Source organism: Gemmobacter aquatilis, from assembly GCF_900110025.1.
Taxonomy (GTDB): domain Bacteria; phylum Pseudomonadota; class Alphaproteobacteria; order Rhodobacterales; family Rhodobacteraceae; genus Gemmobacter; species Gemmobacter aquatilis.
On the sequence record NZ_FOCE01000008.1, the window covers coordinates 119574 to 146213 of the forward strand.

The following is a 26640-nucleotide window of genomic DNA, read 5'->3' on the forward strand; positions in this document are numbered from 1 at the left end:
CGCAGCGACGGTATACAGGGGTATGCGACAGACCCTGACCGAGATTTACGAGGCCCGCGTGGCCGAGGGCCGCCTGCGGGCGGACCCGGCGCAACATGCGGTGCTGCCTGTGCTGGAAAGCCTGCGGCTTTGGCTGGAGACCACACCGCCGCGCAAGACCGGCCTGCTGGCCGGGCTGTTCGCGCGCCCGGTGGCGCCGCCGAAGGGGCTTTACCTTTGGGGCGGGGTGGGGCGCGGCAAGTCCATGGTGATGGACCTGTTCGTGGAACATCTGGCGATTGCCGGCAAGCGCCGGGTGCATTTCCATGCCTTCATGCAGGAGATCCACAAGGGGATGCATGCCGCCCGGCAAAAGGGGGTCGATGATGCGCTGGCCCCGGTGGCCGATGCGGTGGCGCGCGAGTTGCGGCTGCTGGCCTTTGACGAGATGCAGATCACCGACATCACCGATGCGATGATCGTCGGGCGGCTGTTCCAGTTGCTGATGGATCAGGGCGTGGTGATCGTGACCACCTCGAACCGCCCGCCCGAGGATCTGTACAAGAACGGCCTCAACCGCGCGCTGTTTGTGCCCTTCATCGCCTATCTGAACGACAAGCTGCTGGTGCAGGAGCTGGAAAGCCCGAACGATTACCGCCAGCACCGGTTGCAGGGCGCGCAGGTCTATTTCCATCCGGCAGGCCAGTCGGGGGCGGCGATCGGGGCGATCTGGTCTGATCTGTCGGGCGGCACGCCGGGCGAGGTGCTGCGCCTGCCGGTGAACGGGCGCGAGGTGGAAGTGCCGCATTTCGCCAATGGCGTGGCGCGGGCGACGTTCTGGGATCTGTGCGCCAAGCCCTTGGGGGCGGCGGATTATCTGGCGATTGCCGCCGCGGTGCGGGTGCTGATCCTTGAAGATGTGCCGCAGCTATCAGCCTCCAACTACAACGAGGCGAAGCGGTTCGTGACGCTGATCGACGCGCTGTATGAGGCGAAGGTCAAGCTGATCTGCTCTGCCGCCGATGTGCCGGAGCGGCTGTATGTCGAAGGCGCCGGGGCGTTCGAGTTTGAGCGCACGGCCAGCCGGTTGCGCGAGATGCAGGGCGCGCAATGGGGCAAGGTTTAGCCGTTTGACGGGCGCAAGAGGGGGCGCTGCCCCGTCGCCTGCGGCTGCCCCGCCCGATCCTTGCGGATCGTGCGTTCGGGCCTGACGTGCTTCCCCCGGAAGCCCGTCCGGGCGGCCCTCACCCCCCGGAGTATTTTTGCCAGGATGAAGCGGGAGGCAGAGGCTTGCCAAGGCCGGGGCGGGCGCGCATCCTGCGGCCATTCTGTCCGGGGGTTTTGGATGCGTTTGTTTCTGACTTTGGTGTTTTTGCCGCTGCCGGTGCTGGCGGATACGATTTCCGTCGGATCGACCGTCACCGAGGTGGTGCTGTATCCGCAAGGCGCGCGGGTGACGCGCGAGGTGGCGTTTTCGGCGCCGGCCGGGCGGCACGATCTGCGCATCGCCGATCTGCCCGAAGGGATCGCGCCGGGGATGATCCGGGTTGCGGGGGCGGAGGGGACGCAGGCGGGCGGGTTCAGCCTGCAGGAGGCCGGGCTGGCCCCGGCGGTGCCGCTGCCCTTGCCGGAACTGGAGGCGGCGATTGGGGCGGCACAGGCGGCGCGCGATGCGGCGCTGCTGGATCTGGCCCGGATTGACGCGCGGATCGAGGCAGCCGAGGCGCAGGTCGGCTTTCTGCGGGGTGCGAAAGCCGAGGTGACGACCCAAGCGCCTGCCGATCTGGCGGCGATGGGGCGGATGATCGCGCAAGAGGTGCTGGCAGTGCGCGAATCGCTGTTGGCGGCGCAGGGCGCGCGGGCCGAAGCGGGGCGTGTGGTGCAGCAGGCCGAAGTTGCGCTGGCCGAGGCGATTGCCGCCCGTGATGCGCGCCGCGCCGCGCAGGCCGGGAAGGCGCTGTTGTCGGTGGCCATTGCGCAGGTGGCGGACGGGCCGGGGCATCTGACCGTGACGCATTTCATCGAGGAGGCCAGTTGGCGCCCGGTCTATGATGCCGCGCTGACCCGCAAGCCCGCGCCGTCCCTGGTACTGGCGCGCGGCGCGCTGGTGTCGCAAGCCTCGGGCGAGGATTGGGCGGGGGTGGCGCTGACGCTTTCCACCGCGCGGCCCACGGAACAGGCGGCGCCGTCGGAGCTGTGGCCCGATCTGCGCCGCATCGCCGACCCCGAGCAGGAGCGAGCCTATGCCAAGGGCATGGCGAGCGAGGATGCGGTGATGGCGGCAGCCCCGGTGATGGAGGCGATGATGGAGCCCGCCATGGCCGAGCTTGACGGCGACGTGGTGGTGTATCGGGCGCCCGGCACTGTCGATGTGGCCAGTGGTGTCGAGGATCTGCGCGTGGCCTTGGGCGAATTGACCTTCACCCCCGAGATCGAGGCCCGCGCCGTGCCGCGGCTTGACCGCACGGCCTTTGCGTTGGCGCGGTTCACCAATGGCGACGAGCCGCTGCTGCCGGGCGAAGTGCTGCTGATGCGCGAAGGCACGCTGATCGGCGCGACGGAACTGGAGCTGATCCCGGCTGGGGCCGAGGCAGAACTGCCGTTCGGTGCGATTGACGGGCTTCGCCTGACACGCGAGATGCCGCAGAATTCCGAAGGTGATGCCGGTATCCTGACCTCGGACACCGCGCGGGTGGAAAAGGCGCTGCTGCGGGTGGAAAACCTGACGCAGGACAGTTGGCCGCTGCATGTGATCGACCAGATCCCCTATTCGGAACAAGAGGATCTGGAGGTTGTCTACAGCGCCACCCCCAAACCCGACGAGACCGACCCTGAGGGGCAGCGCGGGTTGCTGGGCTGGCATTTCGATCTGGCACCGGGGGCCAAGCGCGAGATTCTGCTGGAGGCGAAACTGCGCTGGCCCGCCGGGATGGAGCTGCGATGATCAGATCGCGACGAAGGCTTTCTGCGCCGGATCGTAATGTTCCAGCCCGCCTTCGCCGATATCGTTCCACAGCCCGTGCAGGGTCAGCACCTCGGCCTCGACCGCTTCTTTCACGAAGGGGAAGGTCATCAGGTTTTCAAGGCTGATCAGCACGGCCTCTTTTTCCAGCGCGCGGGTGCGCTCGGCCTCGGGCAGATGGGTGATGCGCTCGTAGCCGGGGCGCAGGATGTCCATCCAGCGACCGACGAAGCTGGATTTTTCCAGCAATTCCGGGGCTTTGCCCGAACACATGTCGTGGCAACCCTTGACGCCGCCACAATTGGAATGGCCGATCACGATCACATGCGCCACTTTCAGCGCCGTTACCGCATATTCCACCGTGGCCGAGGTGCCATGATTGCCGCCATCGGGGCAATAGGTCGGCACCAGGCCGGCGATATTGCGGTGGATGAAGAATTCGCCCTCGTCCGCGCCGAAGATCGAGGTCACATGCTGGCGGGAATCGCAGCAGGAAATGATCATCGCGCGGGGGTGCTGGCCCAGTTCGGCAAGGCGGCGATACCACGCCTTGTTGTCCTGGAATGTCGTTGCCCGCCAGCCCTGATAGCGGCTGATCAGGTAGCTGGGCAGCGGTCTGGCGTCGTCCATCATGTCCTCCGTCAGGCAGGTTGTGGCGCCCTGATTATGCTGCAATTGCAGAAAATTCGAGAGGTTTCTTGGGGCGGGGTCAACCTTTTGTTCAGCCTGCCGGGCGAAGATCGGTCTGGGTGTGATCCAAGGGGTTGGGTTCGACATGACAGGGAATGTGACGGTCTTGCGACCGAAGGACAGTATCCGGCAGGATTCCGCGCCGGTGGTGGCGATCTATCGCGATCTGGGCACGGCACAGGCCGAACAGGTGGTGACCCGTGCTTTGGGGGAGCTTGCGCTCACCATGTCGGGGTTGGCGGCGCAGGTGCGGGCGCATGATCTGAACGATCTGTCGCGCCAGTTGCGCAGATTGCAGCGCATGGCGGGGCAATTGGGCATGATCAGCCTTGGTGCTGTGGCGGGTGATGTGCGGCTGTGTCTGGAACAGGGGGATGTGACGGCGTTTTCCGCTGTCTGGGCCCGGCTGATTCGGGTGGCGGAACGCTCGTTGGCGCCGGATCGCAGCCTGCTGGATCAGATGCTGTAAGCGGGCTTGCAGGCGGCGCGCGAAAGATTAGGCTCCGGTCAAACCAAAGCCTGAGGATTGCGCATGACCCCGACCTTCGCCGACCCCGCCGCCCCCTCCCGTCCGCTGCATGTGGTGGCGGCGGATGCGCTGGACCGCTGGATCGAGGCGCAGCCGGTGGAAACCGCGGTCTGGCTGCGCGATGCGGGCTTTCGCGCGGGATTGGGCGAGGTGGCGCTGCTCCCCGGCGCGGGCGGCAAGGTGGCGGGCGCGGTGGTCGGCTTTGGCACGGCGAAAACCCGGGCGCGCAGCCGCTTTGGCCTTGCCCGCGCCGTGGCGGTGTTGCCAGCGGGGGATTGGCATTTTACCGGGCTGGCCCCGGAACACCGGGCCGAGGCGGCGCTGGGATGGCTGCTCGCGCAATACCGCTTTGACCGTTACAAACCGGCCAGCACCGTGCTGCCCGGCCTGAAATGCCCCGAAGGGGTGGACGAGGGGCGCATCCTTGCGATGGCAGCCGGGGAATGTCTGACCCGCGATCTGATCAACACCCCCGCGCAGGATATGGGCCCGGCAGAGCTGGAGGTGGCCTTTCTGGCGCTGGCCGAACGCTTTGGCGCGGCGACCGAGGTTGTCGCGGGCGCCGATCTGGAGCGTGGCTTCCCGATGATCCATGCCGTCGGCAAGGGATCGGACCGTGCGCCGCGCCTGCTGGCGCTGCGCTGGGGCCAGCGCGGGCCAAGCGTGACACTGGTCGGCAAGGGGGTGTGCTTCGATACCGGGGGGCTGAACCTCAAGCCCTCCTCCGGGATGCAGTTGATGAAGAAAGACATGGGCGGGGCGGCCACCGTGATGGGGCTGGCGCAGATGATCATGCAGTTGAACCTGCCGCTGCGCCTGCGGGTCATCGTGCCAGCGGTGGAAAATTCGGTGTCTGGGCGGGCGATGCGCCCGAAAGACATCCTGACCTCGCGCAAGGGGCTGACGGTCGAGGTGAATGATACCGATGCCGAAGGCCGCCTTGTGCTGGGCGATGCGCTGGCCTGGGCCGCCGAGGAAAACCCGGAACTGCTGATCTCGATGGCGACGCTGACGGGGGCTGCGCGGGTGGCGGTCGGCCCCGACCTTGCACCCTATTACACCGATGACGAAAGCCTTGCTGCGGCGCTGGAGGCCGGGGCGAAACAGGGCGCCGATCCGGTCTGGCGCCTGCCGTTCCACGATGCCTATGAAAGCGTCATCGAGCCGGGCATTGCCGATCTCGACAACGCGCCGGGCTTCGGCTTCGCAGGTTCGATCACCGCCGCGCTGTTCCTGCGCCGCTTCGCCGATCACCCGCGCTACATCCATTTCGACATTTACGGCCACACGCCCAGCGATGCCCCGGCCCGGCCCAAGGGGGGCGTGGGGCAGGGCGCGCGGGCCATTCTGCAAGGTCTGCCGGACATGCTGGGGCTGTGATGGATCGCCGCTTGACCCCCGCCAATGGCCGCGCCGCGCTGGAAACCCTGCGCGGCCTCGTTGACGCCCCCCTTTACACGAAGGGCGAACCGGCCCGCGTCGCCTTGCCGGTGGCCGATCTGCTGAAAGCCCCCGATGGCGCCCGCGACCGCCAGCTTCTGTGGGGCGAGGCGGTGACGGTGATCGACCGGCACGCAGGCTGGGCCTTCCTGCAAGCGGCGAAAGACGGCTATTGCGGCTACCTGCCCGAAGCCGCCCTTGCCGCGCCGCAAGAGTCCAGCCATTGGGTCGCCACGCCCGGCACGCATCTTTACGACGGCCCGAAAGTCCAGCACCGCGAGCGTGCCGCGCTCAGCCTCGGTGCGCGGGTGCAGGTCATCGGCCAGACCGGCACATGGGCCGAAACGCCGGATGGGTTCGTGCCCGCCCAGCATCTGCGTGCCTTGGGCGACTGGCTGGCGGATCCGGCCACGGTCGCACAAAGCCTGCTGCATACCCCCTACCTCTGGGGCGGCAATTCCCGCGCCGGGATCGACTGTTCCGGCCTTGCGCAACTGGCCTTTCAGGCCTGCGGCCTCGCGCTGCCCGGCGACAGCGATCTGCAAGCCGCCTGCGGCACCGCCATCCCTGCGGGTGCCCCCTTGCAGCGCAATGACCTGATCTTCTGGAAGGGTCATGTCGCCCTCGCCCTGTCGCCGGACCGGATGATCCACGCCACCGCCGCCGTCATGGCGGTAACCGAGGAAGACATCCCCGCCGCCATCGCCCGCATCCGTGCTGCCGGGGAAGGCGAGCCTACCCATTTCCGCCGTATCCTGTAACCGGCCCCCTTCATCCTGGTAAAAATACTCCGGGGGTGAGGGGGCAGCGCCCCCTCTGCTTCGGCCCAAAGCCGCGACCCCTGTCAGTCGATTGGCCGGATCAGCTTCTTCTCCAGCACCCGCAGCACCGCCGCCAGATCATGGCCGCGCCGCAACACCTGCCCGCCTTCCGACACCACGGCATACATGCCCTGCTTTGCCCGCAGGTTGGGCCGCTTTTCGATCCGGTACAGCGGCGTCTCTGCCGTGCGGCGGAACACCGCGAACACCGCCACGTCGCGCTGCCCCGAGATCCCGTAATCGCGCCACTCCCCCGCCGCGACCATCCGGCCATACAGCGACAGGATCACCGCCATCTCGGCCCGATCAAACCAGACCCGCTCCGGCAGGTCGGAGTCGCGGCGCATGGGCACGGGCGGGACGGGTGGCATCATCGTCATGTTACAAAGTGTACCCCTTCCGTGTGGTAAATCAAGAATCCCGCAGGCCACAGGGCCGCCGTAAAATCGCCGCGCAAAGACCCGGCGCCCAGCAAACTGGTGCCGTGATCCGGGGCGATACAGAAAGGGTAACAAGTGATCCCCCGGTGGTGCGGGCCAGAGCCCCCACCCAGTCCGTGCCGCCGGAATGTGCTTGTGAACCGGTCGGCCCCCGCTCAGGCGGGGGCCATCACCGCTTCCTGCCGGATCACGCGAAACCGGGCGCCAGACGCAGAACGCCCGTCTCGATTCCCCGCCAGTTGCGCATCGGCGCCCCCAGCCGTTTCTGCGCGGCAGGATGCTGCGCCTCCAGTACCCCCAACCGGATCAGCAGCCCGCAGATCGCCGCCTCCGACGCGCGGCTGGCGCCATCGACGATCTTCAGCGCGATGCCCAGCTTCTGGTCTGGCAGAATCGCCACGAACACCGCCTCGGCCCCCGTCTTGATTGCCACGCGCCCGCCCATGGCGCGCATCAACTCGGTGCAGGCGCGGCCTTCGCCCGCCACCATCTCGGGATAGGTGGCCATGGCGCGGGTCAGCCGGGCGGCGGCGGTTTCGCGGGCCGACCCGCCGTCGCGGGCGGCGGCAAACCAGGCCATGGCGCGGGCCAGCCCCAGCACGCTTGTCGCAAAATTCGGGGCGGAACAGCCGTCGATGCCATGGCCGGGGCTGGCTTCGCCCGTCACCTCCTCGAACGCCGCTTTCACGGCGCGCTGCAACGGGTGATCCAGCGCCACATAATCCGGCCCGGCACGCAGGTGTTTGGTCAGGGTCAGGAAGCCCGCATGTTTGCCCGAACAGTTGTTGTGAATCTGGCAGGGTCGTGCCTCGGCACGGATCAGCCGGTCGCGTTCAGTGCGGTCATAGGGTTCGTGGCTGCCGCAGCGCAGATCGGCCTCGCTCAGATCCAGATCGGCCAGCCAGCGCGACACCGCGCCGGTGTGCAGCGCCGCCCCCTGATGGCTGGCGCAAGATAGCGCAAGCTGTGATTCGCTCAGCCCGAAGGCATCCGCCGCGCCGCTTTCCACCAGCGGCAGCGCCTGCAACATCTTGCAGGAGGAGCGCGGAAAGATCACCGCCGCCGGGTCGCCCCAGGCCTCGACGATGCTGCCGGACGCATCGCAGATCACCGCATGGCCGGAATGGGCGCTTTCCAGCAGCCCCCCGCGCCAGACTTCGACCATCGGAACCGCCTTGTTCATGCCCATCTCCCTCACAGATGCGCGATTCTTGGCGCATCTGCCTTTCGTGGCTTGCCATTTTCACGCTATGAAGGGATATCGGGTTCAATTCCATCCTGCCAGATACAAGGCCGGGTCAAGCGGTCGCGCAGGATGGGCACAGGCATTCTCGGCTGGAGGCTGACATATATGACATCCCTTCTCGCACGCACCCTCGGCGGGGCCGCGCTGGTTCTGGCAGCGGCGACCGGCGTGATGGCACAGGAATCCACCAATCAGGTGGCTGTGATGACCGACTGGTCGGTTTTCAGCGAGCCGACAGACGGCAAGCCGAAGGAATGCTGGGGCGTGTCGAAACCGAAAGAGACGGTGAACACCCGTGACGGCAAGCCGGTGGCGGCGCAGCGCAGCGACATTCTGCTGTTCGTGACCTTCCGCGCCGGTGGCGGCGGCAAGGGCGAGGTGAGCTTCACCGGCGGCTATCCCTTTGCCGGCGGTTCGACCGTGAATGTCGATATCGGCGGCACCGGGTTTGAACTGTTCACCGATGGCGAATTTGCCTGGACGGCGAATGCCGATCAGGACGCGGCCATTGTGGCGGCGCTGAAAAAAGGCTCCACCGCCGTTCTGACCGCGCGGTCGGGCCGGGGCACCGTGACCAAGGACACCTTCTCGCTGCGCGGGTTTACCGCTGCGATGGAAGACGCGGCGAAACGCTGCAACTGAGCGCGGCGCAAGCCGACTGACCGGATTTTGGCGGGGCTGCGGGCGCAGTCACGCCAATTTTCCTTTTCTCCCTTTGGCAAGCGCGCGCTTATCCTGTAAGAGGCCCGCTCAGCCAAAGGAATCCGTGCCCTCATGTCCGCCCCGCTTAGCCCCGCCCCGACTGCCCCGATCACGCAAGACGTGCTGACCCTGCCGCGCAAGCTGCCGGAAGGGGGCAAGACCAACCTCGTCGGCCTGACGCGCGACCAGTTGCGCGATGCGCTGATCGCTGCGGGCACGCCGGAGCGGCAGGCGAAGATGCGGGTCGGGCAGGTCTGGCAGTGGATCTACCATTGGGGCGTGCGCGATTTCGCGCAGATGACCAATCTTGCCAAGGATTACCGCGCCCTTCTTGCCGAAAACTTCGTGGTCGAGGTGCCCGAGGTGGTGAATCGCCAGATTTCGGCCGATGGCACGCGCAAATATCTGGTGCGCATCGCGGGCGGGCACGAGGTTGAGGTGGTGTATATCCCCGAGGAAACGCGCGGCACGCTGTGCATTTCCAGCCAGGTGGGCTGCACGCTGACTTGTTCCTTCTGCCATACCGGCACGCAGAAACTGGTCCGCAACCTGACGGCGGGGGAAATCGTCGGTCAGGTGATGCTGGCGCGCGATGATCTGAACGAATGGCCGGTGCCCGGCGCGCCGAAGGATGAAACCCGGCTGATCAGCAACGTGGTGCTGATGGGCATGGGCGAGCCGCTGTACAACTTTGAAAACGTGCGCGACGCGATGAAGGTGGTGATGGATGGCGAGGGGATCAGCCTGTCGCGCCGCCGTATCACCCTGTCCACCAGCGGGATCGTGCCCGAGATCGCCCGCGCCGCCGAGGAAATCGGCTGCCTGCTGGCCGTCAGCTTTCATGCCACCACCGACGAGGTGCGCGACAAGCTGGTGCCGGTGAACAAGAAATGGAATATCAAGACCTTGCTGGACACGCTGCGCGAATATCCGCGCCTGTCGAACAGCGAGCGCATCACCTTTGAATATGTGATGCTGAAGGATGTGAACGACAGCGACGCCGATGCGCGCCGTCTGGTGAAGCTGATTGCGGGCATCCCGGCCAAGATCAACCTGATCCCGTTCAACGAATGGCCCGGCGCGCCCTATGTGCGCTCGGATTGGGAGCGGATCGAGGTGTTTGCCGATATCCTGTACAAGGCTGGCTATGCCAGCCCGATCCGCACCCCGCGCGGCGAGGATATCATGGCCGCCTGCGGGCAGTTGAAATCCGCCACGGAACGGGCGCGCAAGAGCCGGGCCGAGATTGCGGCAGAGGCCGGGCTGTAAGCTATTCCGGCAGCGGTTCCGCCTGGGGCGGGGCCGCGAAGCGCCGATCGATCAGGTGGAACAGCAACGGGTTCACCAGAATTGACAGCATCGCCCCCGCCACGACCAGATCGCGCGCCTCGGGCGGCACGATGGTCAGGTTGACCCCCATCACGATCAGGATGAACGAGAACTCGCCGATCTGCGCAAGGCTGGCAGCGATGGTCAGTGCGGCGGCCCGGTCATGCCCGAAGGCGCGCATGATCCCATAGGCGGCCAGTGATTTGACCAGCAGGATCACGGCGACGGTGGCCAGAACGGCGACCGGATGTTCCAGCAAGATCATCGGGTTGAACAGCATGCCCACCGAGACGAAGAACAGCACGGCAAAGGCATCGCGCAGCGGCATCACGTCTTTCATCGCCTGCGCCGACAGGGTGGACCCGGCCATGACCATACCGGCAAAAAAGGCGCCAAGCGCGAAGGATACGCCGAAAATCGCCGAAGATCCGAAGGCCACCCCCAGCGCGATGGCCAGAACCGACAGGCGAAACAGCTCGCGCGAGCCGGTCATCGCTACATAATCCAGCAGCCAGGGGATCAGGCGGCGCCCGACGATCAGCATCAGCGCGACGAAGGCCGAAACCTTGACGGCCGTCACCAGCAGCGTGGCGGTCAGCGGGCCAAGGCCGATGCGGGCCACCTCGGCGGCGCCCGCGTCCAGCGGCACGGGTTTGCCGCCCAACAGCCCGGCCAGCGGCGGGATCATCACCAGCGCCAGCACCATGGCCAGATCTTCGACCACCAGCCAGCCGACGGCGATATGGCCACGCTCGGTTGTCTCCAGATGCCGTTCCTGCAGGGCGCGCAGCAGCACGACGGTCGAGGCGACGGACAGCGACAGGCCGAAGATCAGGCTGGCGCCCAAGCTCCACCCCATCAGCCAGCCGACGGCGGCGCCAAAGCCGGTTGCCACCAGAATCTGCCCCAAAGCGCCCGGAATCGCGATGGTTTTCACCGCCAGCAGCTCTTTCAGCGAGAAATGCAGCCCCACGCCGAACATCAGCAGGATCACCCCCAGTTCGGAAAGCTCTGCCGCAAGATGTTGATCTGCCACATAGCCGGGGGTGAAGGGGCCGATGACGACGCCCGACAGCAGGTAACCGGCGATCAGCGGCAGGCGCAGTTTCTGCGCCAGCAGGCCAAAGACGAAGGCAAGGCCGAGACCGGCGACGATGGTGGCGATGAGGGGCGTGCTGTGCTCCAATGCGGACTCCGAGGGGGTAAGGCGCGTGATTTCAAGGCGTTGCACCCGCAGATGCGGGGCAGGATGGGGGATGGGCGGATATGGTTCAAAGGTAAACTTTTGCGGCGCCATCACAAGGGCAGGGTGGGGGAATGTGGGAAAGATTGGATCACGATTCGCCCCGCGATCTTTCATCATATTTCAATCGCGGCGCTTTTCAGCGGGTTTGGCGGCTGCTACCCCTAGGGGATGAGCCATTTGCCCGTGATCCCCAATGCCCTTGCCCGGCGCCTGTTTCTGGACCGTCACGCGCTGGCCGAACCGCCGGTGGGGGCGGCGAGCGGTGCGGCTTTGGCGACGCTGATTGACCGCATAGGCTTTGTGCAGGTGGACAGCATCAACACCGTATCGCGGGCCCACCACATGATCTTGTGGGCGCGGCGGCAAAGCTACAAGCCCGAGGCGCTGGCGCGGTTGCTGGAGCGGGACCGGGCGCTGTTCGAACATTGGACGCATGATGCCTCGATCCTGCCGGTGGGGCTGTTTCCGGCCTGGAAGCATCGGTTTGACCGCGACCGCGCGCGGCTGGTGCAGCGATGGACGGGCTGGCAGCGCGCCGGGTTTCACGAGAAATTTTCAGAGGTTCTTCAACGGGTTGCCGATCACGGCCCGGTGACTTCGGCCGAGGTGGGCGAGGGGGAGGAGCGCGGCAAGGGTGGCTGGTGGGACTGGCATCCCTCGAAGGCGGCGCTGGAATATCTGTGGCGGGTGGGCGAGCTTTCGGTGACGCGGCGCGAGGGGTTTCGCAAGGTCTATGACCTGACGGAACGGGTGATCCCCGAGGCAGTGCGGCGGCTGGATCTGGCGCCGGAACAGGCGGTGGACTGGGCTTGCGATGCGGCGCTGGCGCGGTTGGGCTTTGCCACTAGCGGCGAGATTGCGGCCTATTGGGGCGCGGTTTCACCTGATGAATCAAAGGCTTGGTGTGAGACGGCGCTGCGGCGTGGTGATCTGGTCGAGGTGATGGTGGAAGGGGCGGAGGGCAGTTTGCGCAAGCATCTGGCGCGGCCCGGCCTGCTGGCAGCGCCCCCGCCCGAGCCGCCGTCGCGGTTGCGCATCCTGTCGCCCTTTGATCCGGCGCTGCGTGATCGCAAACGCGCGGAACGGCTGTTCGGCTTTCACTATCGGATCGAGGTGTTTGTGCCGGAAAACCAAAGGAAATTCGGCTATTACGTCTTTCCGGTGCTGGAAGGCGCGCGGCTGGTGGGGCGGGTGGATGCGAAGGCGTTCCGCGATGCGCGCGTGCTGCGGGTGCGGGCGTTCTGGCCGGAGTTGGGCGTGGCCTTGGGCGCCGGGCGCCGGGCGAAGCTGGAGGCGGAACTGGACCGGCTGGCCCGGTTTGCGGGCTGCGATGCGGTGGAGTTCGCGCCGGACTGGCAGCGCCCGGCGCTGGCGCCCGCGCGCTGAGTTTACCGGGCCAAAACCCGCGAAAAGGGGGGGTGACATTGGTACACCCCCTGTGCACCCCCGGTGCCGCAGCGGGGCTGCGCCTTTTGCCGGGGGGCGGGCGTTAACCTTGGGCCCTCAGGCGCAGGGCGTGACCCAGGCGTCGATCACCGCGACGGCCTCTTCGGCGGTTTCGACATAGGTGAACAGCTCGATGTCTTCGGGGTTGATGGTGCCCGCATCGGCAAGCGCCTGCCAGTTGATGACGCCTTCCCAGAAGGCGCGACCGAACAGCAGGAAGGGCACCCGCTTCATCCGCCCGGTCTGGATCAGGGTCAGGCTTTCGAACATTTCGTCCAGCGTGCCGAAGCCGCCGGGGAAGACGCAGATCGCGGCGGCCCGCATCAGGAAATGCATCTTGCGGATGGCGAAGTAGTGGAAGTTGAAGCTGAGATCGGGGGTCACATAGGGGTTGGGCGCCTGTTCATGCGGCAGCACGATGTTGAGCCCGATCGACTGGCCGCCCGCCTCGGACGCGCCGCGATTGCCCGCCTCCATCACGCCCGGCCCGCCGCCGGTGCAGATGACATGTTCGCGCCCATAGCTGGCCATCGACCGTTCGGTCATCAGGAAGGCAAAGCGGTGCGCCTCGCCATAATAGCGCGACAGGGCGGCGAGGGTTTCGGTCTTTGCCGTCTCTTTGCGTTCGGGCGCGGGGATGCGGGCGCCGCCGAACAGCACGATGGTGGATTTGATGCCGCGTTCATCCAGCACCATCTGCGGTTTGAGCAGTTCCAGTTGCAGGCGGACGGGGCGCAGTTCTTCGCGCATCAGGAAATCGGGGTCGGCGAAGGCCAGGCGATAGGCGGGCGCGCGGGTCTGCGGCGTATCGGGGATGCGGTGGGCGGCGGCCACGTCCTGCACGGAATCGCGGAAGGGATGGGCGCGGGGTTCGTCGGTCATGGGGGCCTCGGGGGACGTTCGGGGGGTGATTGCGTGGGCGGGGTGTCCCGTCTATAGCTGCGGGCGCCGCAGAGAAACAGAGGAAGCGCCATGAGCAACGCCGCACTGGAAGCCGCCATCGAAACCGCCTGGGAGGCGCGCGATGCCATTACCCCGGCCACCAGGGGCGAGGCCCGCGACGCCGTGGAAGCGACACTGGCGGCGCTGGGCGCGGGCACGCTGCGCGTGGCCGAAAAGCGCGGTGCCGACTGGCATGTGAACCAATGGGCGAAAAAGGCGGTGCTGCTGGGCTTCCGTCTGCAGGACATGGGGCTGCAATCGGGCGGGCCGCAGGGCAGCAGCTGGTGGGACAAGGTGGACAGCAAGTTCGCCGGCTGGGGCGAGGCGGACTTCCGCGATGCGGGCTTCCGCGCCGTGCCGAATTGCATCGTGCGCAAATCGGCGCATATCGCCAAGGGCGTGGTGCTGATGCCGTCTTTCGTGAACCTCGGCGCCTTTGTCGATGAGGGCACGATGGTGGATACCTGGGCCACCGTCGGCTCTTGTGCGCAGATCGGCAAGGGCGTGCACCTGTCGGGTGGTGTGGGCATCGGTGGCGTGCTGGAGCCGATGCAGGCCGGGCCGACGATCATCGAGGACAACTGCTTTATCGGGGCGCGGTCCGAGGTGGTGGAAGGCTGCATCGTGCGCGAAGGCTCGGTTCTGGGCATGGGCGTGTTCATCGGCAAATCGACCAAGATCGTGGACCGGGAGACCGGCGCGGTGAGCTATGGCGAGGTGCCTGCGGGTTCGGTCGTGGTGGCGGGGTCGATGCCGTCGAAGAACGGCATCAACCTGTATTGCGCGGTGATCGTGAAGAAGGTGGATGCGCAGACGCGGTCGAAAACCTCGATCAACGAGCTGCTGCGGGACTGACGCCGCCGTTTCTGCGGCCCCGGCCGGGGGGATGCCCCGCCGTGGCCGCAGGACGCCGGGCAAGGGCGCAAATGCCTTGCGCGACAGGCGCGCGCGGGGGTATCGCAGAGGGATGGAACAGAATACCGATCCCTATGTGCTGGATGATCAGGTGGGCTATCTGCTGCGCCGGGTGACGCAGCGGCATCTGCACATATTTTCCGAGCATATTCAGGACGTGACGGCGATGCAGTTCGCCTGCCTCGTGCGGTTGGACCAGACGGGGCCGATGAGCCAGAACCTGCTGGGCCGTGCCGCGTCGATGGATGCGGCGACAGTGAAGGGCGTGGTGGGGCGGCTGGAGCTGCTGGGCCTTGTGGCGCGTCAGGCCGATCCGGAGGACAGGCGGCGGCTGACCGTGGCGCTGACCGATGCGGGCCGGGATCTGGTGCGGCGCCACTATCCCGCCGCCGCCGAGATCACGGATGCGACGCTGGCGCCGCTGTCGGCGGAGGAGCGGCGCACGCTGCTGGCGCTGTTGCAGCGGCTGGTCTGATCGCTTCAATCTGACAAGAATACCCCGGACGGGCGCTCGCGCTCCCCTCTGGCGCGTCAGGGCATGTGGCGGGCGGTGAAGCGGGCGATTTCGGCGGGGGTGGGCGGGGTGCCGGTGAACGCCTCGACATAGGTCGGGATGCGTGCCAGCCGCAGGGCCAGCGGTTCGGTGCTGCGCAGCGAGATATAGCCGATCTGCGTCAGATAGACCACGCGGGCGCGGGTGTCGGCCTCGGTCGCGTCGCGGCCGAAGCGGCGGAACAGCGCGGTGAGGGCGGCAAGGCGCACGGCGTCGGTTTCCGCCAGTTTCTGCGCCAGATCGGGGGCGGTCAGCGCCCAGTTGCGCAGGGCAAATTCCATCGCGCTGTCGAACAGGGCGGGGTCGATCCAGCAATCGAAGACGTTCAGCATCGCTTCGGCGAGGGTTTCGGCATAGGCGGCGCAGCGGGCCAGAAGGTTGGCGGTGTTCTTCGCCTCCCACCGGGCGATCAGCGCGGCGAGCAGCGCCTCGCGGTCGGGGAAGTGGTGGTAAAAGCTGGTGCGCGACAGGCCGAGGCGCTGGGCCAGCGGGGCGACCTTCACGGCGTCCACCCCGGCTTCGAGCAGCAGGGCATGGGCGGCATCGAGCCAGAGATCGGGGGTGCCGCGCCAGCCGCGGTCGGGGGGAGGTGTCGTCATGGCGGCAGGATAGGCGGTTGCGGGGCGTGTCGCAAGAAAATTGACGGTATGGTGTGCAAATTCGACATGTGTGTCGAGTTTTGGCTTTCGCGACTCGGCGCTGCGGGCTAGGCTGGGCGAAACCGCAAGCCAGAGGCCCGCATCCCATGTCTTCTTCCCCGTCCACCGATCCGCTGCTTCAGCCCTATCAGTTGCGCCACCTGACCCTGCGCAACCGCATCCTGACCACCAGCCACGAGCCGGCCTATACCGAGGACGGGATGCCGAAGGACCGCTATCGGCTGTATCATCTGGAACGGGCGAAGGCGGGCGTGGCGATGGTGATGACCGCCGGGTCGGCCAGTGTCAGCCGTGACAGCCCGCCGGTGTTCAGCAATGTTCTGGCCTGGAAGGACGAGGTGGTGGGCTGGATGAAGCGTCTGGCCGACGACTGCCACGAGGCGGGGGCGGCGGTGATGATCCAGCTGTCGCATCTGGGCTATCGCACCCGCTGGGACAAGGGCGCCTGGTTGCCGGTGCTGGGGGCCGGGCCGGCGCAGGAACCGGCGCACCGGGCCTATCCGAAGATCATCGAGGATTGGGACATCGCGCGGGTCATCGGCGACTATGCCGATGCGGCGGAGCGGATGAAGGCTGCCGATCTGGACGGGGTGGAGTTCGAGATGTACGGGCATCTGATGGATCAGATGTTCAGCCCGCTGACCAACCGGCTGGAGGGGCCCTATGGCGGGTCTTTCGACAACCGCATCCGCTTTGCCCGCGAGGTGCTGGAGGCGTGCCGCAAGCGGGTTGGCCCGGATTTCATTCTGGGCCTGCGCTATGTGGCGGACGAGGCGGAGCCGGGCGGCATCACCATCGACGACGGGGTGGAAATGGCGCGGCGGTTCAAGGAAGCCGGGCTGATCGACTTCATCAACGTCATTCGCGGGCGCATCCATACCGATGCGGCGCTGACCGATGTGATCCCGGTGCAGGGGATGCGGTCGGCCCCGCATCTGGATTTCGCCGGGCGGGTGCGGGCTGAGGTGGGCTTGCCCACCTTCCATGCCAGCCGCATCCCCGATGTGGCGACGGCGCGCCATGCCATCGCCTCGGGCACGCTGGACATGGTGGGGATGACGCGGGCGCATATGGCGGACCCGCATATCGTGCGCAAGATCATCGAGGGGCGCGAGGACGACATCCGCCCCTGTGTCGGCGCGACCTATTGTCTGGACCGGATCTATCAGGGGGGCATGGCGCTGTGCATCCACAATGCCGCCACCGGGCGCGAGGCCGATCTGCCGCATGTCGCCCCGCCCGCCGCGCAGCGCAAGACGGTGGTGGTGGTGGGGGCCGGGCCGGGGGGGCTGGAAGCCGCACGGGTCGCGGCAGAGCGCGGGCATCGCGTGGTGGTGTTCGAGGCGGCGGCACAGCCGGGCGGGCAGGTGCGGCTGATGGCGCAAAGCAAGCGCCGGGCCGAGATGATCGGCATCATCGACTGGCGCATGGCGCAATGCAGCGCGCGGGGGGTGGAGTTCCGTTTCAACACCTGGGCCGAGGCGGCGGATGTGCTGGCCGAACGCCCCGATGTGGTGATCGTGGCGACGGGCGGGATGCCCGATGCGGCGGGGCTGCGCGCGGGCGACGATCTGGTGGTTTCGGCCTGGGACATCCTGTCAGGCGATGTGAAGCCGGGCGCGCAGGTGCTGCTGTTCGACGCGGCGGGCGATCATGCGGCGCTGCAGGCGGCGCAACTGCTGGCCGAAAGCGGTGCGGTGGTGGAGGTGATGACCCCCGACCGCAGCTTTGCCCCCGAGGTGATGGGCATGAACCTTGTGCCCTATATGCGGGCGTTGCAGGACAAGCCCGTCACCTTCACCGTCACCTATCGCCTGCAGGCGGTGGAGCGGGACGGCAACCGGCTGCGCGCGGTGATCGGGTCGGATTACATGCCGCTGCGGCAGGAGCGGGTGGTGGATCAGGTGGTGGTGAATGGCGGCACGCAGCCGCTGGCCGATCTGTATTTTGCGCTGAAGCCGCAATCGGAAAATCTGGGCGCGGTGGATTATGCGGCGCTGATCGCCGGGGCGCCGCAGCCCGAAGGGGCGGGGCCTGCCGGGTTCCGGCTGTACCGGATCGGCGATGCGGTGGAGGCGCGCAATGTTCACGCGGCGATCCATGACGCCTTGCGGCTGATCGCGGCGGTGTGACGGATGACCTTAAGATAGTGTGGCCCTGCGGTTTTCGCCCTGTATAGTCGGCGCGCTTTGCACAGGAAGAGGCCGAACAGGATGCAGGTGTGGCGATTCGCGGCAGGCTGGCAGGGCCGCACGATCCTGGCCGGTGCCGGGGCGATGTTGCTTGCGCTGCTGCTGCAGGCGGCGCTGTCGGTCGCTTGGGCGCAGGAGGGGGTGCTGCTGACGGTGACCGATGCTGCGGGCAACACCCGCAGCTTTGATCGCGCGGCGCTGGAGACGTTGCCGCAGCAGAGCTTCACCACAACCACCATCTGGACCGATGGGGTGCTGAGCTTTTCCGGCCCGCCGCTGCGGGTGGTTCTGGCGGCGGCCGGGATCAAGGGAGGGCGGGTGGAGCTGGCCGCGCTGAACGACTATGTGGTCGAGCTGGATCTGGCCGAGACGACAGAGACGGTGCCGATCATCGCCACGCGGCAGAACGGGCAGGCCTTCGACGTGCGCGAGAACGGGCCGCTCTGGGTGCTTTATCCCTATGACAGCACCCCCGATTTTCAGACTGAACCCGTCTATGCCAGCAGCGTCTGGCAGATTGTCGCGGTGCGGGCGCTGGTGCCGTGACGCCGCGCGCGGGCGGCTCTGACCGGCTGGTGCCATGGCTCTGGCCGCTGGTCGGGGTGGTGCTGATCGGGCTGGGGCTGCTGGTGGTGAACGCCTATAACGTCAGCCTGAAGCTGGATGCCGCGCGCAGTTCGCAGACCGACAACACAACCTGGCTGATCGCGCAGATCGAGGTGGATGCGCTGAAATTCGCGCTGGCGCTGGAAACGGCGCAACGGCCGGGGGCCGAGGTCGATGCCGCGACGCTGCTGGCGCTGCGGCGGGCGGCGGACATCTATTTCAGCCGCATCCGGGTGATTGCGGGCCATCTGGACCAGCCGGGGCCGCTGGCGCGCGAAAGGCGCGATGCGGACTGGACGCATGTGGTGCATCTGTCGGAGGGGATCGCCCGCGAGATGGATCAGCCCGACGCGGCGCTGATCGCCGCCCTGCCGCTGATCGCGGCAGATATGGCCGAGGTCCGGCGTACCACGCGGCGCTTCGTGGTGGGCGCGCTGGCCTTGCTGGTGGAAACCAATGCCGCCGAACGCGAGGCGCTGAGCGTGCTGCTGACGCGCTTTGCCGTGGTGGCGCTGGTGCTGATCGGGCTGTTGCTGGGCACAAGCTGGCTGATGTCGCGGCTGGCGGTGCAGCTGCGCCGGCGCGGGCAGGTGGCGGAACGGATGCGCTCCAATCTGGAAAAGACCATCGCGGCGTCGCTGGACGGGGTGATCCTTGCGCGGGCCGACGGGCGCGTGCTGGAGGTGAACCCGGCGGCAGAGGCGATTTTCGGCTATGGGCGCGATGCCATGCTGGCGGCGAATTTCGCCGAAGTGATCCTGCCCGGCCCGCAGGAGGCCGCCGAGGCCGAGGCGCTGCGCGGCTATCTGGCGGGCGGGCTGGAGGGCGAGCCGCCGCCGGGCCGGGTGATCGTGACGACCCAGCGCCGCGACGGCAGCCCGCTGCCGATCGAACTGGCGCTGGTGACCGACCGGGATGGCGACGGGCAGAAGGTGGTGTTCGCCTTCATCCGCGACATTTCGGAACAGCAGCGGTTCGAGACGAGCCTGCGCGCGGCGCGGGATGCGGCACTGGCGGCGGCCGAGGTGAAAAGCCGGTTTCTGGCGGTGATGAGCCACGAGATGCGCACGCCGCTGAACGGGGCGATTGCCGCGCTGGAAATCCTGCGCCGCACCACGCGGCTGGGGCGGCGGCAGGAAAAATTTCTGGGGATTGCCGAGGCCAGTTCGCATCTGGCGCTGGAACAGATCAACGATGTGCTGGAGCTGACCCGGCTGGACGGGTGCGAGCCGGTCGAGGCGCCCGCCCGGTTCAACATCAGCCGCACCCTGCGCGAGATCGCCGAACAGACGGCGCCGCTGGCGCAGCGGCGGGGCAACCGCATCACGCTGGACCTGCCGCCCGAGGCGGCGGCCGAGGTCAGCGGGCCGCGGCGCATCTTCCTGCGCACGTTGCTCAATCTGGTGGGCAATGCGGTGAAGTTCACGCAGGACGGCACGATCCTGATCCGCGCGGCGCTGGAGCGGGAGACCGGGTTGGAGGCTGGGTTGGAGGCTGGCGGCGTGCTGGTGCGCATCACGGTGCAGGATACCGGCATCGGCATCGCGGCGGACAAGCTGGACCGGATCTTCGAGCCGTTCGAGACGCTGGACAGCGGCTATGACCGGGCGACCGAGGGCACCGGGCTGGGCTTGGGCATCGCCCGGCGCGCGGTGGAACAGATGGGGGGCGAGATCGGCGTGGACAGCGTGCCGGGCCATGGCAGCCTGTTCTGGTTCACCGCCCGGATGCAGCCCGCCGAGACGCTGGCGGCAGAGCCGGAGGCGCCGCCCGATCCGGGCGGGCCTGTGCCGCAGGCCGAGGTGCTGATCGTCGAGGACAATCCGACCAACCGCATCGTGTTGCAGGAAATGCTGGAACATCTGGGCCAGCGGGTCAGCGCGGCGGAAAACGGCGCCATTGCGGTGGACCTTGCGGCGCAGCACCGCTTCGATCTGATCTTCATGGACATCTCGATGCCGGTGCTGGACGGGATCGCGGCGACGCAGGCGATCCGGGCGCAGGGGGCCTCGGCCGGGGCGCGGATCGTCGGGCTGACCGCGCATGGGATGCCAGAGGAATTGCGCCGCTTCGCCGAGGCCGGGCTGACTGAGGTGCTGCGCAAGCCGCTGACCTTTGCGGCGCTGGCGCAGGTGCTGCGCGGCCTGTCCGTCGGGCCGGCGCCCGAGATCGACGAAACGGCGCTGGACGATCTGGTGGCGATCCTGTCGCCGCAGGCCCGGCAGGAGGCCGTGGCGCGGTTCGTGGCCGAGGGCGATGCGCTGATGGCGATGCTGCGCGGCGACGGCACCGATGCGGCAGGGCAACGGCTGCGCGCGCATCGGTTTCAGGGGGCCTGCGGGCTGTTTGGCGGGCGCAGCCTGCTGCGCGAGGTGCAGGCGCTGGAGCGCGCGCTGGAGACGGAAGACGGGGTGCCGCAGGCATTGCCGGGGCGGCTTGCGGCGGAATGGGCGGCGGTGCGCCAGGCGGTTCTGCACCATTTGGCCGGGTGATCACGCGTCGCATTTGTTCCCGGCGGGCGGTGGTGCTATCTGTCGGTCAGGCCGCCGTATCAGGCGGGCCATGGCAGACGGGGGCAGCATGGGCGAGACGGACAGCGGACGGACCCGCCTGCTGATCGCGGATGACCACGCGCTGGTGCGCGATCTGGTGGCGGCGCATCTGCGGGCGCAGGGGCGGTTCGATGTCGTCACGGTGGAAAGCTTTTCGGCGGCGGGCGATGCGGTGCGCGCCGAGGGGCCGTTCGATCTGGTGCTGCTGGATTTTTCGATGCCCGGCATGGACGGGGTGGAGGGCATTGCCGAATTGCGCGCGCGCAATGGCGGGCGGCCTGTCGCGCTGTTTTCCGGCTTGGCCCGGCGCGAGACGGTGCTGGAGGCGCTGCGCCGGGGGGCGGCGGGCTATATCCCCAAAAGCACCGCCCCGCGCGATCTGCCCGGGGTGATTCGGCGGATTCTGGCAGGCGAGACCTATCTGCCCGACAATTTCGATGCCCCGGCGCCGCCGCCGCAGGGCGGCTTTGGCCTGACACCGCGCGAGTTGCAGGTGTTGCGCGCGTTGCGCGAAGGGCTGATGAACAAGGAAATCGCCGGCCAGATGGGGCTGAGCGAGGTGACGATCAAGATGCATGTCCGCGCGATCTGCACCAAGCTGAACGCGCGCAACCGCACGCAGGCGGCGATGATCGCCGAAAGCAACGGCATCGGCTGAGGGGGGCGGTGCCGCCCCCGCGTTCACTTTGCGGCGACCCAGCCGGGTTTGAACCAGTCGATCGAAATGCTGGCGGGGCAACTGTCATCGAACTGGCGCGACGGATCGTCGAAGAAGGCCACGCCCATATCGGCGACGCAGGGCTGATAGATCACCGCGCCATGCCCGGCTTCGGGGATCATGAACACCTGCGCATGGGTCATCTGTTCGGTTGCGATCTTTGCCCAGCTTGCCGGGGTCTGGATGTCGTACAGGCTGCCGAAGGACAGGATGGGAATGTCGCTGGCAACCGGCACGTTCCAGTTGGCGCGCGGTTTCGGATCGAAGGCCGCACATGAGGCGAAGAACATGTCGGCCAGCCCGTCATAGAGCGTGCCCAGATGCGGATAGCGCGCTGAGGCGGTGGCGGCCTTGTAGCCGTCCAGCGTGTTGAACGGGATGTCTTCCTGACAGGCATAGATGTCGAGGTAGAGGCCCGAGAGGAAACCCTGCTGCGCGGCATAGCTGTCGCGGCGGATGATGGTGAACGAGGCGTCGATTTCCGCCGGGGACATGGCGGCGATGATGGAGGTGAGCCGTGCCTGCGCCTCGCCCTGCAGATGGCGGGTGACGAAATCGGCCAGTGCCTGACGGGAGGGCGGGGCGGATTGCAGGGCCACGTAATCGGCGATGATGGTTTTCAGCAGGGTCTTGTCGGCCTGCAGCAGAGCCAGCATGGCGCGGCCCAGTTCCTGATCGAACAGCCCGGCCATCGGTCCGAAGGTCGTGCTGTTTTCGACCGAGGCGCGCAGATCTTCGACCAGCGCCGCCGCACTGGTTGCGGCGCGGTTGGTTATGGCCACATCGTCGAGCAGGCGTGCGACCAGCGCGCGCTGCTCTGGCGTCAGCTTTGCCGCTGCGGCCAGCACCTCCGGCTCGCCGGGTTTGGGCTGTTTCAACCCGGCGTCGAGCAGCATTTCCACCGTTGGCATTTCTCTGCCGCGGTGCAGTTCATAGACATAGGCCGGGATATAGCGGGTGATGCTGCTGGAATCATATTGGCCGTTGCGCGCATTGAACGGGGCCACGACCAGAGCAACCGGCACGGTCTGCCCCCGGACGGTCAGCCCGCCAGCGGCGGCCTTGTTCAACACCTCGGTCACGATGCGGCCCAGATCGGGAAAGGCGCTGTCGCAGACCGGATCGGCGGCGCATTGATCGACAACGGTCTGGATCGCCTCGTCGGTCTTGAGCGCGAAAGAGTTGTAGAGATGCACCCAGGACGGTGCCACGCCGTCGATGATGACGGAGCGCAGGTTTTCGGGCGCCACCCGCATCACCTCCAGCGCCAGTTTGGTGCCGTAGGAAATGCCGTAGATGTTGTAGGGCCCATATCCCAGCGCCTTGACCACCGTCTGCACATCCTGCGCGTTCTGCGTGGTGTTGTAGAGCGACAGGTTGATGCCGCTGGCCTTCAGCTCTGCCGCACATTCGGTGACGATGCGGGTATCGGCCACATCGCTGGTCTTTTCTGCCGCCGGCGCCAGCAGATCATACTGGTTTTCCGACAGCGCCTTGTAGCAGTTGACCGATGACCCGGACAGCCCGGCCGAGCGCTGGTCGAAGATCACGATGTCGCGGCGCGGGCGCCAGGGGCGGAAGACCCGTTCAAACAGCGGGATATGCGCCACCGCGCTGCCGCCGGGGCCGCCTTGCAGATAGACCACCGGGTCGGGTTCAGGGAACATGGTCTGCGCTTTCAGAATGGCGAAGAACAGGTCGAGTTGTTTGCCATCGGGCTGTGCGTGATCTTCGGGAACGCGGACCGTGCCGCATTGGATGGTGCGGCCCTCCACCTCGTCGGGGGGCAGCGGGCGCGGGCAGCTTGTCAGCGTCACCCCTGCGGTGCGCAGGGCATCGGCTGCGGGTGCCGGGCGATGATCCGGCGTGCCGGTCAGCGCCGCGATGAGTGCGAGGATGGTCTGGATGTCCATGGGTCACGTCTGAAATTGCGGGGTGCCAGAAGGCGTAACACCGCCGCCGGTGGCCGGGCTATCCGATTTGCGAAAGGCGGGAGGGGCGCGCGCGGCCCTGCGGGAAATCCGGGCCGGGTGGCGGGAATTTTGCAGTTTACTTGTAACATTGACTCAATGAAAGAATCCTGACACGCTCGATTCAGACAAGCGGAGACTTGGCCTTGCAGCAGGATGACCGGGGCATATCTGAAGGGCTGGGCGTGGCTGCGACGGCAGGCGAATTGCGCCAGCGCCTGACGGCCGCCTCTACCGGCGGCACGCCCGCCGAGCGCGCCATCGCCTCGTTCCTGCTGTCCACCCTGCAATCGCTGCCGTTTGAAACCGCTGCCAGTGTGGCGCAGAAGGTCGGGGTTTCCGAAGCCTCGGTCGGCCGGTTCTGCCGGGCGATCGGCTATCGGCATCTGAAGGATCTGAAGGGCAGCCTGCAGGTGGATCTGGGCGACCGCGCCTGGCTGATCGGCGACCGGCTGAAGGATTTCCACCGCCGCAGCCAGCAGGGCAATGCCGAACTGTCGCGCGCGCTGGAATGCGAGATCGCGGCCATGGTCTCGGTCTATGAAATGGCGGCCAGCCCGGCTTTCGATGCGATGGTGAAACGCCTGTCGCATCGCCGCAGCGTCTGGGTGGCGGGGTTTCAGACCGAACGGGGCCGCGCGGCGGAACTGGTGCATAATCTGCAATATCTGCGCCCCGGCGTGCATCTGGCCGATGTGGCGGGCGGGCATTTCGCCGAAATCCTGCTGGACGGGCCAGAGGACAGCACATTGGTGCTGATCGACGGGCGACGCTATTCGCGGCTGACGCGCGATCTGGCGCTGGCCGCGCGGGACGAGGGGATTCCGGTGACGCTGATCACCGATCCCTATTGCGACTGGGCGCGCGATGCGGTGACCGAGGTCTTTGCCGTGCCCACCAACCTGAACCATTTCTGGGATACCACCTCGGCCATGTCGTCGCTGATCGGGCTGATGGTGAACGGCGTGTTCCGCGAACTGGGCGCGGCAGTGGAAGACCGCATGGCGCGGGTGTCATCCCTTTACGGCGAATTCATCGGGCATACGGGCTCGGCCCGTGGCCCCGGCAAATCCAATTCAGACAATAAATAACCAACAGAGAGGACCGACATGACCCTGAGTTTCCGCAAGACCCTGCTGTCCGCCAGCGTCAGCCTCGCGGCACTGCTCGCCGCGCAGGGCGCTTTGGCGCAAGAGGCGGTCTTCGTGCTGAACACCAGCGAGGTGGGCGCGCCGACCTATAACCCGATCAAGGCCACCAACCTGAACAAGGCGACCACGCTGCTGTTTGACCGCCTTGTCAGCCAGGCCGCCGATCTGTCCTATCACCCCTGGCTGGCCGAAAGCTGGGAAGAAGCGCCCGACGGCATGTCCTGGACCTTTCATCTGAAGAAGGGCGTGACCTTCCACAATGGCGAACCGTTCACCGCCGAAACCATTGCCAAATGGCTGGACCTGTTCAAGGGCAGCGAGAATGCCTACATGGCCGAGGCCATCGCCGAGGTGCAGGTGGTGGATGAGGCCACGGTGAAATTCGTCATGGCGCGGCCCGAGCCGAACATGCTCTACAACCTCTCGTCCAGCTACATGTCGGTGATCGAACCGAAATCCTTTGTCGAACTGGGCGACAATTACGGTGTGACCGAGGTTTATGGCACCGGCCCCTTCAAGCTGGAAAGCTTTGCCGTGGGGCAGGAAACCGTGCTGGTGCGCAATGACGATTACACATGGGGCTCGCCTCTGGCCAAGAATACCGGCCCGGCCAAGATCGAAAAGCTGACCTTCCGCGAGATCGCCGAGGATTCGACAGCGTTTCTGGAACTGAAGACCGGCGGGGTGGACATGCTGTTCGGCGTGCCCGCCGATCTGCTGGCCGAAGTGCAGAAGGAAGCCAATCTTGCCGTGCTGACCCTGCCGGGGCAGGACGTGTATTATATGCCGATCAACGTGACCAAGGCCCCGTTCGACGACATCAGGGTGCGCGAGGCGGCGGCCAAGGCGATCAATCAGGAAGAAATCCTTGCCTCGGTCTTTGGCGGCGTGGGCACGGTGGCCGATACGTTCCTGATTTCGGCGTTGCCGGAAAGCAAGGTGTCGGACGGGGCGAAGATCAAATATGACCCGGCCCGCGCCAATGCCCTGCTGGACGAGGCCGGCTGGGTGATGGGCGCCGATGGCGTGCGCGCCAAGGACGGCCAGCCGCTGCAGGTCAGCCTGTGGACGCAAAGCGACAGCATCTTCCGCCGTCTGACCGAAGTGGTGCAGGCGCAGCTGAAAGCCGTGGGGATCGCGGCGGAGATCACCACCTTCGACAGCTCGATGATCCGTGACCAGTACAAGACCGGCGAACAGCAACTGGCCGTGCGGTCCTACAACTGGGACAATGCCGATATTGTCGATTGGTTCTTCGGCGGCGACCGGCTGGGATACCCCAATGTGTCGATGTTCAATGATCCCAAGGCCGAAGAGCTGCGCGCAGCGGCGATGACCGGGGCGAAGAACATGGAAGAGCGGGTGGCCAATTTCACCGCCTACCATGACTATGTGCTGACCCAGTTCCCGATGGCGCCGATCTATCAGCCGGTGAACAGCGTGGCCTATAACAAGGACCGTCTGGTGATGCCCGAGCCGCTGAACGCCGCCGATGTGGGGGCGATTGCGATCATGGACATGGAAGTGAAGGATTAACGGCCAGACGGCAGGG

Annotated in this window: 23 protein-coding genes; 16 read left to right on the forward strand and 7 right to left on the reverse strand. The window is 66.7% G+C overall.

The genetic code is table 11. The features are described 5' to 3' along the window. Positions 1-22 precede the first annotated feature (22 nt). A complete protein-coding gene (gene zapE / locus BMX43_RS13970) occupies positions 23-1105 on the forward strand; it encodes a cell division protein ZapE (protein WP_091302417.1) in 1083 nt (360 codons plus the stop codon). 219 nt (positions 1106-1324) lie between these two features. Beyond that, positions 1325-2923 (forward strand): DUF4139 domain-containing protein, encoded by a 1599-nt coding sequence (locus BMX43_RS13975; RefSeq protein WP_175482120.1) that lies wholly within the window; start codon positions 1325-1327, stop codon positions 2921-2923. Here BMX43_RS13975 and BMX43_RS13980 read toward each other — a convergent pair whose 3' ends face one another. After that, entirely contained in the window at positions 2924-3571 is a 648-nt protein-coding gene (locus BMX43_RS13980) for a carbonic anhydrase (RefSeq protein WP_091302547.1), read from the reverse strand. A 145-nt stretch (positions 3572-3716) separates the two neighbouring features. On the opposite strand from BMX43_RS13980, the gene BMX43_RS13985 reads away from it, so the two are divergent. From BMX43_RS13985 to BMX43_RS13995, 3 genes are all read left to right on the forward strand, one after another. After that, positions 3717-4100, forward strand: a complete 384-nt coding sequence (locus tag BMX43_RS13985) for a hypothetical protein (RefSeq protein ID WP_091302549.1) — start codon at positions 3717-3719, stop codon at positions 4098-4100. Positions 4101-4163: 63 nt separating this feature from the next. Beyond that, the gene (locus BMX43_RS13990; RefSeq protein ID WP_091302422.1) at positions 4164-5540 is read left to right on the forward strand and encodes a leucyl aminopeptidase family protein; all 1377 of its coding nucleotides are present in this window, start codon (positions 4164-4166) and stop codon (positions 5538-5540) included. Then, entirely contained in the window at positions 5540-6361 is an 822-nt protein-coding gene (locus BMX43_RS13995; RefSeq protein ID WP_091302425.1) for a C40 family peptidase, read from the forward strand. The genes BMX43_RS13990 and BMX43_RS13995 overlap by 1 nt, the downstream gene beginning before the upstream one ends. An 83-nt stretch (positions 6362-6444) precedes the next feature. Here the strand turns inward: BMX43_RS13995 and BMX43_RS14000 are convergent, their stop codons facing one another. Beyond that, entirely contained in the window at positions 6445-6801 is a 357-nt protein-coding gene (locus BMX43_RS14000; protein WP_091302428.1) for a DUF2794 domain-containing protein, read from the reverse strand. A gap of 247 nt (positions 6802-7048) precedes the next feature. Further along, the gene (locus BMX43_RS14005; RefSeq protein WP_091302551.1) at positions 7049-8044 is read right to left on the reverse strand and encodes an asparaginase; all 996 of its coding nucleotides are present in this window, start codon (positions 8042-8044) and stop codon (positions 7049-7051) included. 168 nt (positions 8045-8212) lie between these two features. Between BMX43_RS14005 and BMX43_RS14010 the strand changes: the two genes are divergently transcribed. Next, a complete protein-coding gene (locus BMX43_RS14010; protein WP_091302430.1) occupies positions 8213-8749 on the forward strand; it encodes an invasion associated locus B family protein in 537 nt (178 codons plus the stop codon). A 132-nt stretch (positions 8750-8881) separates the two neighbouring features. Then, on the forward strand, positions 8882-10078 hold the full coding sequence (gene rlmN, locus BMX43_RS14015) for a dual-specificity RNA methyltransferase RlmN (protein ID WP_091302432.1): 1197 nt from the start codon (positions 8882-8884) through the stop codon (positions 10076-10078). Between the two features lies 1 nt (position 10079). On the opposite strand, the gene BMX43_RS14020 is transcribed toward rlmN, so the two are convergent. Further along, entirely contained in the window at positions 10080-11324 is a 1245-nt protein-coding gene (locus BMX43_RS14020; protein ID WP_091302553.1) for a cation:proton antiporter domain-containing protein, read from the reverse strand. 228 nt (positions 11325-11552) lie between these two features. Between BMX43_RS14020 and BMX43_RS14025 the strand changes: the two genes are divergently transcribed. Then, positions 11553-12770: a winged helix-turn-helix domain-containing protein gene (locus tag BMX43_RS14025; RefSeq protein ID WP_091302434.1), complete on the forward strand. Its 1218-nt coding sequence runs from the start codon at positions 11553-11555 to the stop codon at positions 12768-12770. Positions 12771-12887: 117 nt separating this feature from the next. Here the strand turns inward: BMX43_RS14025 and BMX43_RS14030 are convergent, their stop codons facing one another. Continuing rightward, entirely contained in the window at positions 12888-13712 is an 825-nt protein-coding gene (locus tag BMX43_RS14030; RefSeq protein WP_091302435.1) for an LOG family protein, read from the reverse strand. 90 nt (positions 13713-13802) lie between these two features. Between BMX43_RS14030 and dapD the strand changes: the two genes are divergently transcribed. Together dapD and BMX43_RS14040 are read left to right on the forward strand one after the other, a co-directional pair. After that, positions 13803-14627 carry a 2,3,4,5-tetrahydropyridine-2,6-dicarboxylate N-succinyltransferase gene (gene dapD, locus BMX43_RS14035; protein WP_091302437.1) on the forward strand — a complete coding sequence of 275 codons (825 nt, stop codon included), beginning with the start codon at positions 13803-13805 and terminating at the stop codon, positions 14625-14627. 112 nt (positions 14628-14739) lie between these two features. Next, positions 14740-15162 (forward strand): MarR family winged helix-turn-helix transcriptional regulator, encoded by a 423-nt coding sequence (locus BMX43_RS14040; protein ID WP_091302440.1) that lies wholly within the window; start codon positions 14740-14742, stop codon positions 15160-15162. 56 nt (positions 15163-15218) lie between these two features. Here BMX43_RS14040 and BMX43_RS14045 read toward each other — a convergent pair whose 3' ends face one another. Further along, positions 15219-15839, reverse strand: coding sequence for a TetR/AcrR family transcriptional regulator (locus BMX43_RS14045; protein WP_091302442.1), 621 nt, complete (start codon positions 15837-15839; stop codon positions 15219-15221). Positions 15840-15985: 146 nt separating this feature from the next. On the opposite strand from BMX43_RS14045, the gene BMX43_RS14050 reads away from it, so the two are divergent. The 4 genes from BMX43_RS14050 (at position 15986) to BMX43_RS14065 (ending at position 21907) form a co-directional block, all read left to right on the forward strand. Next, entirely contained in the window at positions 15986-18031 is a 2046-nt protein-coding gene (locus BMX43_RS14050; RefSeq protein ID WP_091302444.1) for an FAD-dependent oxidoreductase, read from the forward strand. A gap of 81 nt (positions 18032-18112) precedes the next feature. Next, entirely contained in the window at positions 18113-18637 is a 525-nt protein-coding gene (locus BMX43_RS14055; protein WP_091302446.1) for a putative pterin-binding protein, read from the forward strand. Beyond that, positions 18634-21189 (forward strand): hybrid sensor histidine kinase/response regulator, encoded by a 2556-nt coding sequence (locus BMX43_RS14060; RefSeq protein ID WP_091302448.1) that lies wholly within the window; start codon positions 18634-18636, stop codon positions 21187-21189. The genes BMX43_RS14055 and BMX43_RS14060 overlap by 4 nt, the downstream gene beginning before the upstream one ends. Before the next feature lie 70 nt (positions 21190-21259). Further along, positions 21260-21907: a response regulator transcription factor gene (locus BMX43_RS14065; RefSeq protein WP_245749477.1), complete on the forward strand. Its 648-nt coding sequence runs from the start codon at positions 21260-21262 to the stop codon at positions 21905-21907. A gap of 23 nt (positions 21908-21930) precedes the next feature. On the opposite strand, the gene BMX43_RS14070 is transcribed toward BMX43_RS14065, so the two are convergent. Next, positions 21931-23880: an alpha/beta hydrolase gene (locus tag BMX43_RS14070; RefSeq protein WP_091302450.1), complete on the reverse strand. Its 1950-nt coding sequence runs from the start codon at positions 23878-23880 to the stop codon at positions 21931-21933. Positions 23881-24083: 203 nt separating this feature from the next. On the opposite strand from BMX43_RS14070, the gene BMX43_RS14075 reads away from it, so the two are divergent. Together BMX43_RS14075 and BMX43_RS14080 are read left to right on the forward strand one after the other, a co-directional pair. Then, entirely contained in the window at positions 24084-25028 is a 945-nt protein-coding gene (locus BMX43_RS14075) for a MurR/RpiR family transcriptional regulator (RefSeq protein WP_217643968.1), read from the forward strand. Between the two features lie 18 nt (positions 25029-25046). After that, positions 25047-26624: an ABC transporter substrate-binding protein gene (locus BMX43_RS14080; protein ID WP_091302452.1), complete on the forward strand. Its 1578-nt coding sequence runs from the start codon at positions 25047-25049 to the stop codon at positions 26622-26624. Positions 26625-26640 lie beyond the last annotated feature (16 nt).